This is a genomic window from Sulfitobacter sp. 1A15258 (genome assembly GCF_043557045.1).
Lineage (GTDB): Bacteria > Pseudomonadota > Alphaproteobacteria > Rhodobacterales > Rhodobacteraceae > Sulfitobacter > Sulfitobacter faviae.
Window position 1 is genome coordinate 250,952 of record NZ_JBIFFK010000004.1, and the last position, 15,650, is coordinate 266,601.

The 15,650-nt window shown below is 63.7% G+C and carries 18 protein-coding genes; 7 read left to right on the forward strand and 11 right to left on the reverse strand.

What is annotated here, in order from left to right; translation table 11 throughout:
• Positions 1-39: 39 nt before the first annotated feature.
• Both ACGYK9_RS10815 and ACGYK9_RS10820 read left to right on the forward strand, forming a co-directional pair.
• Positions 40-972, forward strand: a complete 933-nt coding sequence (locus tag ACGYK9_RS10815; protein WP_394410325.1) for a DMT family transporter — start codon at positions 40-42, stop codon at positions 970-972.
• Positions 969-1,610, forward strand: a complete 642-nt coding sequence (locus tag ACGYK9_RS10820; RefSeq protein ID WP_394410322.1) for a sulfotransferase family 2 domain-containing protein — start codon at positions 969-971, stop codon at positions 1,608-1,610. The genes ACGYK9_RS10815 and ACGYK9_RS10820 overlap by 4 nt, the downstream gene beginning before the upstream one ends.
• A gap of 224 nt (positions 1,611-1,834) precedes the next feature.
• Here ACGYK9_RS10820 and ACGYK9_RS10825 read toward each other — a convergent pair whose 3' ends face one another.
• The 7 genes from ACGYK9_RS10825 to ACGYK9_RS10855 all read right to left on the reverse strand — a co-directional run bounded on the left by ACGYK9_RS10825 (position 1,835) and on the right by ACGYK9_RS10855 (position 9,730).
• The gene (locus ACGYK9_RS10825) at positions 1,835-4,036 is read right to left on the reverse strand and encodes a 3-hydroxyacyl-CoA dehydrogenase NAD-binding domain-containing protein (RefSeq protein WP_394410318.1); all 2,202 of its coding nucleotides are present in this window, start codon (positions 4,034-4,036) and stop codon (positions 1,835-1,837) included.
• 20 nt (positions 4,037-4,056) lie between these two features.
• Complete coding sequence (locus ACGYK9_RS10830) at positions 4,057-5,271, reverse strand: acetyl-CoA C-acetyltransferase (RefSeq protein WP_394410315.1); 1,215 nt, start codon at positions 5,269-5,271, stop codon at positions 4,057-4,059.
• 15 nt (positions 5,272-5,286) lie between these two features.
• Positions 5,287-5,925, reverse strand: a complete 639-nt coding sequence (locus tag ACGYK9_RS10835; RefSeq protein WP_394410312.1) for a glutathione S-transferase family protein — start codon at positions 5,923-5,925, stop codon at positions 5,287-5,289.
• Between the two features lie 134 nt (positions 5,926-6,059).
• Complete coding sequence (locus tag ACGYK9_RS10840; RefSeq protein ID WP_394410309.1) at positions 6,060-7,208, reverse strand: acyl-CoA dehydrogenase family protein; 1,149 nt, start codon at positions 7,206-7,208, stop codon at positions 6,060-6,062.
• A gap of 23 nt (positions 7,209-7,231) precedes the next feature.
• Entirely contained in the window at positions 7,232-7,444 is a 213-nt protein-coding gene (locus ACGYK9_RS10845) for a hypothetical protein (protein ID WP_067261198.1), read from the reverse strand.
• A 50-nt stretch (positions 7,445-7,494) separates the two neighbouring features.
• A complete protein-coding gene (locus ACGYK9_RS10850) occupies positions 7,495-9,276 on the reverse strand; it encodes an acyl-CoA dehydrogenase C-terminal domain-containing protein (protein ID WP_394410305.1) in 1,782 nt (593 codons plus the stop codon).
• 52 nt (positions 9,277-9,328) lie between these two features.
• Positions 9,329-9,730 (reverse strand): MerR family DNA-binding transcriptional regulator, encoded by a 402-nt coding sequence (locus ACGYK9_RS10855; protein WP_067261195.1) that lies wholly within the window; start codon positions 9,728-9,730, stop codon positions 9,329-9,331.
• A 185-nt stretch (positions 9,731-9,915) separates the two neighbouring features.
• Between ACGYK9_RS10855 and ACGYK9_RS10860 the strand changes: the two genes are divergently transcribed.
• Both ACGYK9_RS10860 and ACGYK9_RS10865 read left to right on the forward strand, forming a co-directional pair.
• Positions 9,916-10,677 (forward strand): LuxR C-terminal-related transcriptional regulator, encoded by a 762-nt coding sequence (locus tag ACGYK9_RS10860; RefSeq protein WP_394410302.1) that lies wholly within the window; start codon positions 9,916-9,918, stop codon positions 10,675-10,677.
• Between the two features lie 99 nt (positions 10,678-10,776).
• Positions 10,777-11,001 (forward strand): hypothetical protein, encoded by a 225-nt coding sequence (locus ACGYK9_RS10865; protein ID WP_394410299.1) that lies wholly within the window; start codon positions 10,777-10,779, stop codon positions 10,999-11,001.
• Between the two features lie 9 nt (positions 11,002-11,010).
• Here ACGYK9_RS10865 and ACGYK9_RS10870 read toward each other — a convergent pair whose 3' ends face one another.
• The gene (locus ACGYK9_RS10870; protein WP_067261191.1) at positions 11,011-11,391 is read right to left on the reverse strand and encodes a MerR family DNA-binding transcriptional regulator; all 381 of its coding nucleotides are present in this window, start codon (positions 11,389-11,391) and stop codon (positions 11,011-11,013) included.
• Positions 11,392-11,509: 118 nt separating this feature from the next.
• Between ACGYK9_RS10870 and ACGYK9_RS10875 the strand changes: the two genes are divergently transcribed.
• Genes ACGYK9_RS10875 through ACGYK9_RS10885 form a run of 3 tightly spaced genes read left to right on the forward strand, consistent with a single transcriptional unit; the run spans position 11,510 to position 13,816 of the window.
• Entirely contained in the window at positions 11,510-11,932 is a 423-nt protein-coding gene (locus tag ACGYK9_RS10875; RefSeq protein ID WP_067261213.1) for a PaaI family thioesterase, read from the forward strand.
• Positions 11,929-12,441, forward strand: coding sequence for a PaaI family thioesterase (locus ACGYK9_RS10880; RefSeq protein ID WP_209218213.1), 513 nt, complete (start codon positions 11,929-11,931; stop codon positions 12,439-12,441). The genes ACGYK9_RS10875 and ACGYK9_RS10880 overlap by 4 nt, the downstream gene beginning before the upstream one ends.
• A gap of 22 nt (positions 12,442-12,463) precedes the next feature.
• Positions 12,464-13,816: an MATE family efflux transporter gene (locus ACGYK9_RS10885; protein ID WP_394410803.1), complete on the forward strand. Its 1,353-nt coding sequence runs from the start codon at positions 12,464-12,466 to the stop codon at positions 13,814-13,816.
• Here the strand turns inward: ACGYK9_RS10885 and arsC are convergent.
• From arsC to ACGYK9_RS10900, 3 genes are read right to left on the reverse strand one after another with little or no spacing between them, the layout of a single operon-like run.
• Entirely contained in the window at positions 13,813-14,154 is a 342-nt protein-coding gene (gene arsC / locus ACGYK9_RS10890; RefSeq protein WP_394410296.1) for an arsenate reductase (glutaredoxin), read from the reverse strand. The genes ACGYK9_RS10885 and arsC overlap by 4 nt on opposite strands.
• Positions 14,151-15,194, reverse strand: a complete 1,044-nt coding sequence (locus tag ACGYK9_RS10895; RefSeq protein WP_394410293.1) for a quinone-dependent dihydroorotate dehydrogenase — start codon at positions 15,192-15,194, stop codon at positions 14,151-14,153. The genes arsC and ACGYK9_RS10895 overlap by 4 nt, the downstream gene beginning before the upstream one ends.
• Positions 15,191-15,541 carry a DUF952 domain-containing protein gene (locus ACGYK9_RS10900; protein WP_394410290.1) on the reverse strand — a complete coding sequence of 117 codons (351 nt, stop codon included), beginning with the start codon at positions 15,539-15,541 and terminating at the stop codon, positions 15,191-15,193. Before ACGYK9_RS10900 ends, ACGYK9_RS10895 begins: the two co-directional genes overlap by 4 nt.
• Positions 15,542-15,650 lie beyond the last annotated feature (109 nt).

Sequence of the window (15,650 nt, forward strand, 5' to 3'; positions counted from 1 at the left end):
GTGACTTTGAAAAGAGGGCAGGAGGGAAAAGGAGGGCAGATGCAGGACACAGCGGTAAAATCGGGGCTGGCGGCGCTTTGCGCGGTGAGCGGTATGGCGGCTTTGGGGCTGACGGACAATTTCGTCCCCTTCATCACCGAGCGCGGGTCGCTCTGGCAGTTTCACTTCCTGCGCGGGCTTATGGCGGTGGCCATTCTGATGGTGCTCGCGGCCTTGGGCTTCGGCATTCTGCGCCCGCGGCGGTTCTGGGCTGTGGCGGCGCGCAGCCTGTTTCAGGCCGGTGCGATGTTGATCTATTTCGGCTGTCTGGCCTTTCTGCCCATCGGAGTGGTGGTTGCCGGGCTCTTCACCTCGCCTCTTTTCGTGCTGATGATCTCGGCCCTGTTTCAGGGCAAGCGCGTGGGACCGTGGCGGTGGGGAGCCGTGGCCGTGGGCTTTGCCGGGGCCTTGATGGTGATCCGCCCTGACCCGAGCGATCTTGACCCCGTGGCCTTCCTCCCGCTGTTGGCCGGGGCGCTCTATGCCATCGGCGCCGTCGCGACGCGGGCGTGGTGCGAGGGGGAGAGCACGATGGTGATGACCGCGGGCTTCTTTGGCATGTTGGCCGTCATGGGCGGCATCGGTGTCTTGGTCCTGCCGGGGGCGGAGGTGGCGGGGGCCGAAGGTTTCGTCAGCCGCACATGGGGGCCGCTCGACGGCGCGATGTGGTTCTGGATCGCGGTGCAGGCGGTCGGCTCGCTGGTGGGCATCGGCTTTTTGGTGCGCGGCTACCAGTTGGGAGAGGCCGGGCATGTGGCGATTTTCGAATATTCGCTGCTGATCATCGCCAGTTTCTGGGCCTATATCCTCTGGGACCAAGAGGTGCCGCCCTTGGCTTTCGCGGGCATGGCGTTGATCGCACTGGCCGGGGCGGTGATCGCCCTGCGCAGCGATGAGCCTTCGACCCTGCGCGCGCCGGAGGCGGTGGAGTGATCATCAGTCGCGGTCGGCGTTACGTTTTCGTGCATATCCCCAAGACCGGGGGCACCTCACTGGCGCTGGCGCTTGAGGATCGCGCGATGAAAGACGATGTGATGCTGGGCGATACGCCAAAAGCGCGGAAGCGGCGGCGGCGGGTGCAGGGGGTCGAGACCGCGGGGCGGCTGTGGAAGCACTCGACGCTGGCGGACATCAACGGGTTGGTGACGGAGGAGGAACTCTCGGGGCTGTTCTGCTTCACGCTGGTGCGCAACCCGTGGGACCGGGTGGCGAGCTACTATCGCTGGCTGCGGGGGCAGGGGTTCGATCATCCGGCGGTGGCTTTGGCGAAGGCGACGGATTTTGCCGGGTTCCTGCGGCATCCGCAGACGCAAGCCAGCCTGCGCGCATGGCCGGCGCGGCGGTATATGCAGGATGCGGCGGGGCGGGAGCGTTGCGATCTCTATATCCGGTTGGAGCATTTTGCCGAAGATGCGGCGCCGTTGTTTGAGCATCTTGGGTTTGAGTTGGAATTGCCGCGGGTGAATGCCTCGGAGGGGGAGGCGGCCTATACGCCAGAATTGCGCAAGGTGGTGTCGGAGATCTGCGCCGAGGATATCGCGCGGTTTGGCTACGGTTACGAAGAGCGCTAGGGCCAGCGCCTGCCCGTGGGTCGGCGACCCGACCGGCGTCGCTGCCACTTTATCGTTCAACCGTGACGCGCCATTGAGAGGGCACGCCCAGCCTCACCAAATCGCCTACCCGGGGGACGGGCAGGCGATGGCCCGGCGCCTGCGGCTTGATTCCGGCCCGGGTGGCATCACAGACGATGACCCTCCTACCAAATAAAAAGGGGCGCCGAAGCGCCCCTCTCCCCTCACGCCGCCTTGGCGTCTGGGTTGAACCGTCCGTAGAAACTCTGGTTCTTCTGCGCCATATCGCGCAACAGGTCCGGGCAAGCAAAGCGCTCGCCATACTTCTCGGTCAACTCATCACAACGCTCCGCCGCGTAGGGCGCGCCGATCATGTCGAGCCAGCTCAGCGGGCCGCCGGACCAAGGCGCGAAGCCCCAGCCAAGGATCGCGCCCACGTCACCCTCACGGATGTCCATCAACACGCCTTCCTCTAGCGCGCGCACGGCCTCCAAGACCTGCGAGAACAGCAGCCGGTGCTGAACCTCGATCAGCTCGGGCTGATCGTCGGCCACGGGGTACTTGTCCCCCATGCCGCGCCACAGACCCTCGCGCTTGCCCTTGGCGTCATAGCTGTAGAAACCGGCGTTGGCCTTGCGACCCAGACGGCCCTCTTCCTCCATCCAGAACACGAGCGGGTCGATGTCGTCGTTGGGGTATTCATCGCCCATCGCCGCCTTGGTCGCGCGGGCAATCTTGGCGCCCAGATCGATCGACGTCTCATCCATCAGCTGCAGCGGCCCGAGCGGCATGCCGACCAACTTCGCAGCATTCTCGATCAGTGCGGGCTCGACACCCTCCTGCACCATCCGCACACCCTCGTTGATGTAAGGAATGATGCAGCGGTTGGCGTAGAAGAAGCGCGCGTCATTGACCACGATCGGCGTCTTGCGGATCTGGCGCACATAGTCGAGCGCCTTGGCCACGGCCCGGTCGCCGGTCTCCTTGCCCTTGATGATTTCCACCAGCAGCATCTTCTCGACGGGCGAGAAGAAGTGAATGCCGATGAACTGCTCAGAACGGCTCGACGCTTTCGCCAGTTCCGTGATCGGCAGGGTCGAGGTGTTGGAGGCAAAGATGCAATCCTCGGGGATCACCGCTTCGACCTTCTGAGTCATCTCGGCCTTCACCTTGGGGTCCTCGAAGACCGCTTCGATGATCAGGTCACAGCCCTTGAGCGCATCGAGATCGGTGGTCGCGGTGATCAGGTCCAGCGCCTTGGCCTTCTTCTCCTCGGTCGATTTTTTGCGGGCGATGCCCTTGTCAAAATAGCTCGCGGAATAGGCTTTGCCCTTGTCGGCAGCCTCTTGGGTCTGGTCAATCAGCACCACTTCGATACCGGCCTGCGCCGAGACCAGCGTAATGCCGGCACCCATCATGCCCGCGCCCAGAACGCCCAGCTTCTTCACGCGCTGGTCCGGCACACCTTCGGGCCGCACCGCGCCTTTCTCCAGCGCCTCCTTGTTGAGGAAGAGCGAGCGGATCATATTGCCCGACGACGGGTTCATCAGCACGTTGGTGAACCAGCGCGCCTCGACCTTCAGTGCGGTGTCGAAAGGCACCAGCGCACCTTCGTAGACCGCCGACAAAAGCGCCTTGGCCGCCGGATAGACACCTTGGGTCTTGCCGTTAACCATCGCGTTGGCGCCGACGAAGGTCATGAAGCCGGCCGGATGATAGGGCGCGCCGCCGGGCATCTTGTAGCCTTTGGCGTCCCAGGGTTTGACCAGATCAGCGTCCTTGGCGTTGAGCACCCAGTCACGCGCTGCGGCCATCGGGTCTTCGCTGACCTCGTCGATAATCCCGGCCTTCTGCGCGGCAGCAGGGGCAACCATCTTGCCTTCCAGAAGGAAGGGCGAGGCCGCCATGGCGCCGAGCTTGCGAACCATCCGCGTGGTGCCGCCGGCACCGGGGAAAATGCCAACGAGGATTTCCGGCAGGCCGATCCGCGCCTTCGGGTTATCCGCCGCAAAGGTGCGATGCGTGGCGAGCGGCAGTTCCAGCCCGATGCCCGCGGCAGTACCGGGGATCACACAGGCGACAGGCTTGCCGCCCTTGTTGGTCTTGGGGTCCATACCCGCGCGCTCGATCTTGCGCAGCAGCGCGTGCATCTGCATGGTGCCCTCGAAGAGACCCTTGGCCGGATCGTCGCCCGCGTCTTCCTTCATCTTCGCCAGCAGGTTCAGGTCCATGCCCCCGGCGAAGGAACCTTCCTTGCCCGAGGTGATGACGATGCCCTTCACGGCGTCATCGGCCAGCGCGTCGTCGATGTGCTTTTCCAGATCGCGCAGACCGTCGAAGGACATGACGTTCATGCTCTTGCCCGGCACGTCCCAGGTGATGGTGGCGATGCCCTTGGCATCCTTGTTCATTGTGAAATCGGTCATTCTCTTGCTCCCTTCGCGGCTCACACGCGCTCGATGATGGTGGCGGCACCCATGCCGGACGCGATGCAGAGCGTGGCCAGCCCCACTTCCTTGTCGGCGCGCTCCATCTCATCGAGCAGGATGCCGATGATCATGGCGCCGGTGGCGCCCAGGGGGTGCCCCATGGCGATGCCGCCGCCGTTCACGTTCACTTTGCTGTCGTCCACGTCGAAGGCCTGCATGAAGCGCAGCACCACGGCGGCGAAGGCCTCATTGACCTCGAACAGATCGATGTCGCCGATGGTCATGCCGTTGTCCTTGAGAATTTTTTCAGTCACCGGCACGGGGCCGGTCAGCATGATGGTGGGATCGGTGCCGATCTTGGCGGTGGCGCGGATGCGGGCGCGGGGCTTCAGCCCGTGCTGCTCGCCGAACTCCTTGTTACCGATCAGCACGGCGGCGGCGCCGTCGACGATGCCCGACGAGTTGCCCGCATGGTGGATGTGGTTGATCCGCTCAAGATGCGGGTATTTCATCAGCGCGACCTTGTCGAAGCCGGGCATGACCTCGCCCATCTGCTGAAAGGCGGGGTTCAAGCCGCCAAGGCTCTGCATATCGGTCTGCGGGCGCATGTATTCGTCGCGGTCGAGGATCGCGAGGCCGTTCTGGTCACGCACGGTGATGACGGACTTGTCGAAGCGGCCCTCTTCCCAGGCCCGCGCGGCGCGCTGCTGGGACTGCATGGCCAGTTGGTCGGCCTCGTCGCGCGAAAAGCCGAACTCGGTGGCGATGATGTCCGCCGAGATGCCTTGGGGCACGAAGTATTTCTCCATCGCCAGCGTCGGGTCCACGGCGATGGCCGCCCCGTCGCTGCCCATGGCCACGCGGCCCATCATCTCCACACCGCCGGCGATATAGCCGTTGCCCGCGCCGCCTTTGACTTGGTTCGCAGCGAGGTTCACCGCTTCCATGCCCGACGCGCAGAAACGGTTGATGGCCAGACCCGGGATGCGCTCATCAAGGTCCGAGGCCAGCACCGCCGAGCGGGCCAAGCAGCCGCCCTGTTCCATCACCTGGGTGACGTTGCCCCAGATCACGTCCTCGACAGCATGGCCTTCGAGGTTGTTGCGCTCCTTTACGGCGTTCAGGGTCTGGGCCGAGAGCCGCAGCGAGGTCACCTCGTGCAGGGCGCCGTCCTTGCGGCCCTTGCCGCGCGGGGTGCGCAGGGCGTCGTAGATGTATGCGTCTTGGGTCATGTCATGTCCTCCGGGTCAGGCGCGGTCAGCAGGGCTGCCGGGCATCAAATCATACGGGGCTTTCCAGCCCGGTGTTTCGCTCAGACGCGTGAGCCACGCGTCGATATGGGGCCAGTCGCTGCGGTCGAAGCCAAAGGGCTCGGGGTAATAAAGATACCCGCAGCAGCTGAGGTCCGCGTTGGTGATGTCGTCGCCCGCGATCCAATCGCGGCCGTCGAGATGGTCGTTCAGCACGCCGTAGGCCGCCTTGAGCCGGCCCTGGTTGAAGGCGATGACCTCGGCGGGTCGTTTGTCTTCGGGCAGGAAGTTCATCAAGAAACGGGTCATCCCGGCGACGGAGCTGAGCTTGTGGTTATCCCATAGCACCCACCGCAGGATTTCACGCCGTTCCGTCGCGTCGCGGCCGCCGAATTTTCCCGACTTTTCCGCGACGTAATCCTGAATCACGCCCGATTGGGTGAGCCGCAGATCGCCGTCGATCATCACAGGCGCCTCGCCCATGTTATTGATCTGGGTGCGGTAGTCGGGCTGGCGCGTCTGGCCACCGAAAAAGTCCACCTTCACCGGCTCCCAGTCGAGCCCGGACAATTCGAGCGCAAGCGCCGCCTTGTAGGCGTTGCCCGATTCGCCAAAGCAATAAAGCTGTATGGTCACCTGTCATTCCTCCTCTTCTGTCGGCGCCCGCTGAAATGTCGGAAGGTATTTGTGAAAGGATGAAGAGGGCAGGGGGCGCCTTATCTTCATCCTTTTTCAAATACCTCTGCGCCGGTGTTTCAACCCGCGCGCGGTCAGAGGCTGCGCGCGATCAGTTCCTTCATGATCTCGTTGGTGCCGCCGTAGATGCGCTGCACCCGGGCGTCGGCCCACATTTCGCCGACGGCATATTCCTGCATGAAGCCGTAGCCGCCGTGCATCTGCAAGCAGACGTCGAGCACTTCGCCCTGCGTGTCGGTGAGCCAGTATTTCTGCATCGCCGCCTTGTCGACGCTGAGCTCGCCGCGCAGATGTTCCGAGATGCATTCGTCGAGGAAAGCGCGGGCGACGGCGGTCTTGGTTTTGACCTCAGCCAGTTGGAACCGGGTGTTCTGGAACTGGGTGAGCGGGCCGCCGAAGGCTTCGCGTTCCTTGCAGTATTGGATGGTGCGCGCCACGGCGCCTTCCATCGCGCCCACCGCGCCGCAGCCGATGATCAAGCGTTCCTGCGGCAGTTGCTGCATCATCTGGTAGAAGCCCTGGCCCTCGTCTTGGCCGAGGATGTTCTCGGGCGGGATCTCGACATTGTCGAAGAAGAGCTCGGAAGTGTCGGCGGCATGCAGGCCGATCTTGTCGAGGTTGCGGCCGCGCTGGAAACCTTCGGCCTTGTCGGTTTCCACGACGACGAGGCTGACGCCCTTGGAGCCTTCCCTGGGGTCGGTCTTGGCCGCCACGATGATCAGGTTGGCGTGCTGGCCGTTGGTGATGAAGGTCTTTTGGCCCGAGAGTTTGTAGGCGTTGCCCTCGCGGATCGCCTTAGTTTTGATGCGCTGCACGTCCGAGCCGGTCGAGGGTTCAGTCATCGCCAATGCGCCGACCAGCTCGCCCGAGACCATCTTAGGCAGCCAGCGTTGTTTCTGGTCCTCGGTGCCATAGGCGAGGATGTAATGCGCCACGATGCCGGAGTGGATGCCGTGGCCCCAGGAGGCGAGGTTGGCGCGGGAGCCTTCGATGAGGATCGCGGCCTCATGGCCGAAGTCGCCACCAGCGCCGCCGTATTCCTCGGGCACCGAGGGGCAGAGCAGGCCCAGTTCACCGGCTTGGGCCCATGTGTCACGGTCCATCTGGCCTTGTTTGCGCCATTTCTCGAACTTGGGCGCCCATTCGGTATTGATGAACTGCGCCGTCATATCGGCGATCATCTGGTGTTCGTCGGTCATCCAGCTGGATGTTTTGGTCTGCATCTTCTGGCCCCCTCCCCAAGGGTTCAGCGTTTGCGGGCGTCCAGTTCGGCGTTGAACAGGCGCAGCCGCGCGATCAGGTTTTCTTCGTTCATGACCGAGTTGAAATTCTCGAACAGGAACGACAGCGCTTCCCCCTCATCAAGACCTGCATCCGTGCTGAACTTCTTCAGCCTGCGGTAGCCTTCTTCGGTCATGGCGACGGGGAAGCGGCGGGTCAGGCGGAAGCGTTTGGGCATGGTCTCTCCGGGTGTTGGGCAGGGTGGGGGGCTTGCCCCCACCCCCCGTTTTAGAAGTTTGCGGCCTCCAGCGCCATGACCGTATCCGCGCCCGATTGGATGCGGGTCAGGTGCAAGGCCGTGGCGGGCAGTTGGCGCGCCATATAGTAGCGGCCGGTGGCCAGCTTGGTCTCGTAGAAGGTGGCGTCGCCGCTGCCGTTCTTCAATGCTTCTTTCGCCGCCAGACCCATCTTGGCCCACATCAGGCCGAGGCAGACATGACCGAACATATGCATGAAGTCATTGGACCCGGCGAGCGCGTTGTTGGGGTTCTTCATGCCGTTCTGCATGAAGTACATGCCCGCCGATTGCAGGTCCTTACTGGCCGCCTTCAGGGGTTCAAGGAAGGCCGCGTCGAATTCGGCGTCTTGGCCCGCGTTGTCCTTGATGAAGCCCTTCACGAGGTCGAAGAAGGCCATGACGTGTTTGCCGCCGTCCTGCGCCAGTTTGCGGCCCACGAGGTCAAGCGCCTGCACGCCGTTGGCGCCTTCGTAGATCTGGGCGATGCGGGCGTCACGGGTGAATTGGGACATGCCCCATTCCTCGATATAGCCGTGGCCGCCGTAGACCTGCTGCGCCTTGACGGTCATGTCGTATCCTTGGTCGGTCAGGAAGCCCTTGATGACCGGGGTGAGCAGCGACACGAGGCCGTCGGCGTCCTTGTCCTCGGCGCGGTGCGCCGCGTCGATCATCGTGGCCCCCCAGAGGATGAAGGCACGGGCGGCTTCGACAAAGCTTTTCTGGTCCATCAGCGAACGGCGGATGTCGGGATGCACGATCAGCGGGTCGGCGGGCTTTTGGGGGGCGACGGCACCGGTGACGGCGCGGCCTTGCAGGCGGTCCTTGGCGTATTCCAGCGCGTTTTGATAGGCCACCTCGGCCTGAGCCAGACCCTGCATGCCGACGCCAACGCGGGCTTCGTTCATCATTGTGAACATGGCGCGCATGCCCTTGTGTTCGGTCCCCAGCAGATAGCCGGTGGCGCCGTCGTAGTTCATCACGCAGGTCGAGTTGCCGTGGATGCCCATTTTCTCTTCGATGGAGCCGACGGAGACGCCGTTGCGCTCCCCCAAAGACCCATCTTCGTTGACCATGAACTTGGGCACGATGAAGAGCGACACGCCCTTGATGCCCTCAGGCCCGCCCTCGATCTTGGCCAGCACCAGATGGACGATGTTTTCGGCCATGTCATGCTCACCCGAGGAGATGAAGATCTTCTGGCCGGAGATTTTGTAGCTGCCGTCGTCCTGCGGGGCGGCCTTGGTCCGCATCAGGCCCAGATCGGTGCCGCAATGCGGCTCAGTCAGGTTCATGGTGCCGGTCCATTCGCAGGAGACCATCTTGGGCAGGTAGGTGTCCTTCTGCGCGTCGGTGCCATGAGCAAGGATCGCCGAAGCCGCGCCATGGGTCAGACCTTGGTACATGGTGAAGGCTTGGTTCGCCGCCGAGAACATCTCGCCCACGGCGGTGCCGAGGACGTAGGGCATGTTCTGCCCGCCGTAGGCTTCGGGCATGTCGAGGCCGGGCCAGCCGCCTTCTTTCACCTTTTCAAAGGCTTCCTTAAACCCCTTGGGCGTGTAGACGACGCCGTTTTCCAAACGGCAGCCTTCCTTGTCGCCCACGACGTTCAGCGGGGCGAGCACTTCGGAGGTGAGCTTGCCTGCCTCTTCAAGGATGGCGGAGGTGAAATCAGGCTCCAGCTCATCATAGCCGGGGGTCTTGCTTTCGGTCACCTTCAGCACGTCGTGCAGAACGAATTGCAGGTCTTTGGTGGGGGCTGTGTAACTGGGCATCTTTGCTCTCCGGGTCGTCTTTTTATGGATGTGAGGGGCGGCGTCGCCGGGGCTATTCGGCGGCGCGGCGGGGTTGGTTCATGGAGGCGATCATCTTTTCCCCCCATTTCAACTGGTCCTTAAGGTCTTCGATGGCCTCGTTCAGCTCTTCGCGGCGCGACTCGAGGTCGGCCAAACGAGCGCGGGCGATCTCATAGGCCGCGGCGATCTGCGTCTGTTGCTGGTCGCCCATATGATAAAGGTCGAGCAGCTGGCGGATTTCTTCGAGGCTGAAGCCAAAGCGCTTGCCGCGCAGGATCAGCTTGAGCCGGGCGCGGTCGCTTTTGGTGAACAGGCGTTTCTGCCCCTCGCGCAATGGGAAGAGCAGCTCTTTCGCTTCGTAGAACCGCAGGGTGCGGGGGGTCACTTCGAAAGCGTCGCACATCTGGCGAATGGTCAGCGTGTCGGCGGTCATCTCATCACTCTCCAATCGTCGTTTCATGACTTCAGTTGGGGGCTGGCATTTCTGATACAATGGGAGTTGACGTTGACGTAAGTGATACGTTGCGTCACTTTATGCGCAGGGTAATTTCCTTTAGGTTTGAAAGGATGATGGGCGTGCGCCGCCGCCATGGCGCTGGGCATTAGAACGGGTGGGAGATGGCAAACCTCGATCAAAGCGGGCCGGAGACGTTGGACGGATTGGTTCACTGTGCGCAAAACGCCACCTCCGCGGCGCGTCTTCTGGCTTGCGGCCTTGCCTATTATCAAGGTCTTGGAATTGATCTGGTCAGCTATCACGGGGACAGCCCCGGCGCGCCTGCGATCCTCTATCAGTTCGACAGCAGTGGCGCAGAGGGGTCGCAGTGGCATTCGCAGTTTCTGGACATAGAGAAGCTGCGCGAAAGCCCGGTGGAGGCGCTGGCCCGGCAACAGGTGATGCCGATTTACTGGTCGGATGTGGCCCGCACGGAGCGGCTTACCTCTGCGGAAGGCCTCTATATGAAAGGATTGATGCGGCGCTACCCGAATGACGGCATTTCGCTTAGGGTGCATGGCCCGGGCAGGGATTCCGCCGTGGTAGGACTGGGGTTTGCCGCCAAACAGGCGCGTCTGTCGCCGGAGGCGTTGTACAAACTTCTCAGCGCCGCCCAGATCGCGCATCTGCGCTATTGCGTCTTGGCCGAAAGCCAATCGCCGCGGGATTTCGGCCTGTCCCCGCGCGAGGTCGAGGTGCTGGAGTGGATCGCTACCGGCAAGAGCAATGGCGTCATCGCCGAAATACTTGGGATTTCGCCCCATACGGTCGATACGATCGTGCGGCGAATTTTCTCCAAGCTTGAGGTGAATGACCGCACCACCGCTGCCATTCGCGGGCTCGGCGCCGGGCTGTTGCGCCGCCCGAAAGAGGGCGCGCCCTAGGGCAAGGTTGACCTCGCGTCGCTGTCGCGTGACTGCGTGACATGACCCCACGTCGTGGGGGCTGTAGGTGCGGGCGCTCGACCTAAAGAGGCACCAGGCATGTCAGAAAAACAAGAGCAGACAGGTAGCGGGGCTGAAAGCGGTTCCGTGGCAGAAACGCGCGCGCGCGTGGTTGCAGAACTGAAAGGCGCGTCCGAGACCATCGAAAACGGCGCATTCGATTTGGCCGGAGACGCGAGCGCGGATGTGGTGTCCGATCTCATCCGCATCACGGCGGATTTGCAGATGCTCATCGGGCAGTTGGCGCAGCGCAACAGCCGCTGAGCCAGCCGCTCAGCCCTTGTCCGAGGCGATGGCCGCGGCGGTGTCGTCGCGCAGTTTTTGCAATTCCGCCATGGCTTCGTCCAACTGGCGGCGCTGCTCGGCCAGTTCTTCCAACTGACCATCGGCCATGGTGACCCAAGTGCGCATCTGCGCCTCGGTCCCCTCTTTTTCGTAGATTAGCAGCCACTGGCGGATGTCCTCCAGCGCGAAGCCAAACTTGCGGCCCCGCAGGATCAGCTTCATCCGCGCCCGTTCGCGTGGGCCATAGAAACGCGAGCGCCCCTCACGGTGCGGTTGCAGCAATTCGATATACTCGTAATAGCGCAACGTGCGTGGCGTCACGTCAAATGCCGCGCACATCTCTTTGAATGTCAGGCGTTCATCGTCCAAAGCATCTTCTCCCTTCAGGCAAACTATGGTCAGGCGCGGGGATGCGCAACAGGCGGTCTTGCCCTTTGGCTATCTCCCCCTGATAAAGGACAAAACCAGACGCAGGGGGTTGGGTTGCATGTCCGACAAATTAAAGCTGGCGCGACAGTTCATTCAGGCGCTGCCCCATTCCATGGCACTGGGGATGGAGTTGCAGGAGTTGGGTGATGGCTCTGCCGTGATCACCATGCCCTATGACGACAAGCTGATCGGCGACCCGCAGACCGGGGTGATCAGCGGCGGGGCGGTCTCGGCGCTGATGGACACTTGCTGCGGGGCTGCGGTGATGAGCCACCCGAGCAACCCTGCGGCCACCGCCACGATGGATCTCAGGATCGAATATCTGCGCGCGGCCACACCGGGGCAGACGATCATCACCCGCGCGACCTGCTATCACGTCACCCGTTCGGTGGCCTTTGTGCGCGCCACGACGACGGATGAGGACGCCGACAACCTTGTCGCTACGGCGACCGGCACTTTCACCGTGGAGGGGCACACATGACCACACGTCGCAAGCCGGAGCCGGTTCAGGTCATCAAGCAACGCCGCGACGGGGTGCTGCGCGCCATGGTCGAAGGCGTGCCCTATATCCGTTTTCTGGGCATCGAGTTCGAGCGCCGTGGCGATGAGCTAACCGGCATCATGCCCTTTTCCGAGCAACTGATCGGCAACCCGATCCTGCCCGCCCTGCATGGCGGGGCCACGGCGGCCTTTCTTGAGGCGACCGCGATCATCACCCTCAGCTGGGGGCTGATCTGGGAGGATATGGAAAGCGGCGCGCTCGATCTGGACAATCTGGATGCCGACCACTTGCCGCGGCTGCCCAAGACGATCGATTTCACCGTGGATTACCTGCGGTCGGGCCTGCCGCGCGATGCCTATGCGCGGGCGCGGATCAACCGGTCGGGGCGGCGCTATGCCAGCGTCCATGTCGAGGCATGGCAGGACAACCGCAGCCGTATTTTCGCGCAGGCCACGGGCCATTTCCTGATGCCGCAACGGCGTGGCTGAGCCGCAATCAGAGACAGAGCCGCTGACCGAGGCAGAGGTGCGCGCGGTTGAGCGTGGCACGCTGGCGGCGCGCGATGTGGTGACCCACCGCCGCGTGCTCAAGATCGCGGTTCCCATTGTCATCTCCAACGCCACCGTGCCGATCCTCGGCGCGGTCGATACCGGCGTGGTGGGGCAGATGGGCGCCGCCGCCCCGATTGGCGCGGTGGGGCTGGGGGCGATCATCCTCTCGGCGCTTTACTGGATTTTCGGCTTTCTGCGGATGGGCACCGTGGGCCTCACCGCGCAGGCGGCGGGCAATGGCGAAGAGGGCGAGGTCGCCGCATTGCTGACGCGCGGGCTTTTGATCGGCGCGGGGGCGGGGCTGGCCTTGATGGCGCTGCAATGGCCGCTTTTCTGGGCCTCGTTCCAAATCGCCCCCGGATCGCCCGAGGTCGAGGGGCTGGCGCGGCAATATATGGCGATCCGCATCTGGTCTGCCCCCGCCGCGATCTCGATCTATGCGATCACCGGCTGGCTCATCGCGCAGGAGCGCAGCCGCGCCGTGCTGGTGTTGCAGGTCTGGATGAACGGGCTGAACATTCTGCTGGACCTGTGGTTTGTACTGGGCCTCGGTTGGGGTGTCGAAGGCGTCGCCATCGCCACCTTCCTTGCAGAGTGGAGCGGGGCGGCCTTGGGCCTGTGGTTCTGCCGCGCGGCTTTCGCAGGGGTGGCGTGGCGCGATTGGGCGCAGGTCTTTGACGGGCCGCGCTGGACGCGCATGATGCAAGTGAACACCGATATCCTGATCCGCTCGCTTTTGTTGCAGGCGATCTTTGTCTCCTTCCTCTTCATGGGGTCGGGCTTGGGCGATGTGACCTTGGCGGCCAATCAGGTGCTGCTGCAATTCCTGATGATCACCTCCTACGGGCTGGACGGTTTCGCCTTCGCCGCCGAGGCGATCATTGGCCGGGCCTACGGGGCGGGGCAGCGCGATGTCCTGCGGCGCGGGGCGGTGCTGACCTCCGCTTGGGCGCTGTTGGTTAGCCTGCTGTTGGCGGCGGTCTTTGCCGCCAGCGGCGGCGCGATTATCGACCTGATGGCCAAGGCCCCGCATGTGCAAGGCCTCGCTCGGGTCTATCTGCCCTATATGGTCGCGGCGCCGCTGCTGGGCTGTGCTGCCTATATGTTCGACGGTATCTTCATCGGCGCCACGCGGTCGCGCGACATGCGCAATATGATGCTCGTGTCGTTTCTGATCTATGCCGTGACCGCGCTGGCATTGGTGCCAAGCCTGGGCAATCACGGGCTTTGGATATCGCTTCTGGTGTCCTTCGTGGTGCGCGGCATCACCTTGGCGCTGCGCTATCCGGCGTTGGAACGCGCGGCGGGTTAGAGCAGCGCATGCACCGCTTCGGGCGGGCGGCCGATCACGGCGTGGCCATTAGCAAAAGCGATGGGGCGTTCGATCAGGATCGGATGGGCGGCCATGGCGTCGATCAGAGCCTCTTCGGGGCTGTCCTTGGTCAGGCCCAACTCTTTGAACAGCTTTTCGCCCGTCCGCATCATCTCGATCGCAGGCAGGCCAAGGGCGTCGCGGGCGGCGATGACCTCATCCCGTGTCGGCGCATCTTCGAGGTAGCGGCGGAGAGTTGCCTCCATTCCCGCCGCTTCGATCAGCGCCAGCGTCTGCCGCGATTTCGAGCAGCGCGGGTTGTGCCATAGGGTGATCATAGCCAATCCTCGCGTTTGCTGCCCACGGCCTCGGCCACGCTGGCAAAACCATCGCGGGCCAAGAGTGCATCCAGCCCGGTGGTGATCTCTCGGACCAGTCCGAGACCGCCGAAGACCAGCGCGGTGTAAAGTTGCAGGGCCGAGGCCCCGGCGCAGATCTTGGCATAGGCGGTCTGCGCGTCCGACACCCCGCCGACGCCGATCAGCGGAATATCCGTCAGCCCTGCCAGCCGCGCCAAGACGCGGGTCGAGCGGTCGAACAACGGCGCACCGGACAGACCACCCGCTTCGCCTGCATGGGCGCTGGCAAGGCCAGTCCGGTCAAGCGTGGTATTGGTCGCGATGATGGCAGCAACGCCCGAATTTTGGGCAACCTCGGCCACATCCTCAATCTCGGCTTCGCTGAGATCGGGGGCGATTTTCAGGAAAACCGGCGTGGCGCCGCGCACGTCCATCACCCCTTCGAGCAGGGCCGAAAGCGCCGCTTTGCCCTGAAGGTCGCGCAGCTTCTCGGTATTGGGCGATGAGACATTGACCGTCGCGAAATCGACGTGATTGCGCGCGGCGGTCATCACGCGGGCAAAGTCGGCGGCGCGGTCTTTGCTGGTCTTGTTCGCACCAAGGTTCAGCCCCACCGGCACCCCCGCACCCCGGCGCGAAAGCCGGGCGCAGATCGCCTCCATCCCCTCGTTGTTAAAGCCGAAACGGTTGATCGCGGCGCGATCCTTGGTCAGGCGAAACAGGCGCGGGCGCGGATTGCCGGGCTGGGGCAGGGGCGTGGCGGCCCCCACTTCGACAAAGCCAAACCCGGCGCGGGAGAGGGGGGCGATTGCAGTGGCGTTCTTGTCAAACCCCGCCGCCAACCCGACAGGGTTCGGCAGGTCCAGCCCGGCAAGCGTGGTGTGCAGCCGCGCCGAAGTCTGCGGCCCCGGCGCAGGCGCAAGCCCCGCCCGCAGCGCGCGGATCGCCAGACCGTGCGCCGCTTCGGGATCGACCCGGTGCAGCGCCCGCAGGCCCAGCCTTTCCAAGAGCGGCGTCATTTGCTGGCCTCGCCCAGTCCTGCGGGGAATTCATGCACGCCACCCACCAGCGGCAGGGGCTGCGCCCAGACCACGTCCTCGATCTTGAGCGGGCGGTAGAGATGGGGAAAAAGCGCACCGCCGCGCGAGGGCTCCCATTTCAGCGCATCGCCCAGAGCGTCGGCCTCAAACGCGAGCAGGAACAAGCCGTCCTCCCCCTTGAAATGTTTGGCAGCGGTTTCCGCCGCCTGTTCAGCGGTGGAGAAATGCACATAGCCATCGGTGACATCGATCGGCGCCCCGTCCGAGACCCCGTTCTTGCGCAGCGCAGCCCATTCGTCTGCGCGGAATATCTTGAAAATCAGCATGGCTTCTGATGCCCGCCGGGCGGGGCGGGGTCAAGACCCGCGGGTGACCATAGGGCAGGTCATATGACCTTTGACACGGGCCAAACCCCGCGCCACGATACCGGCATAA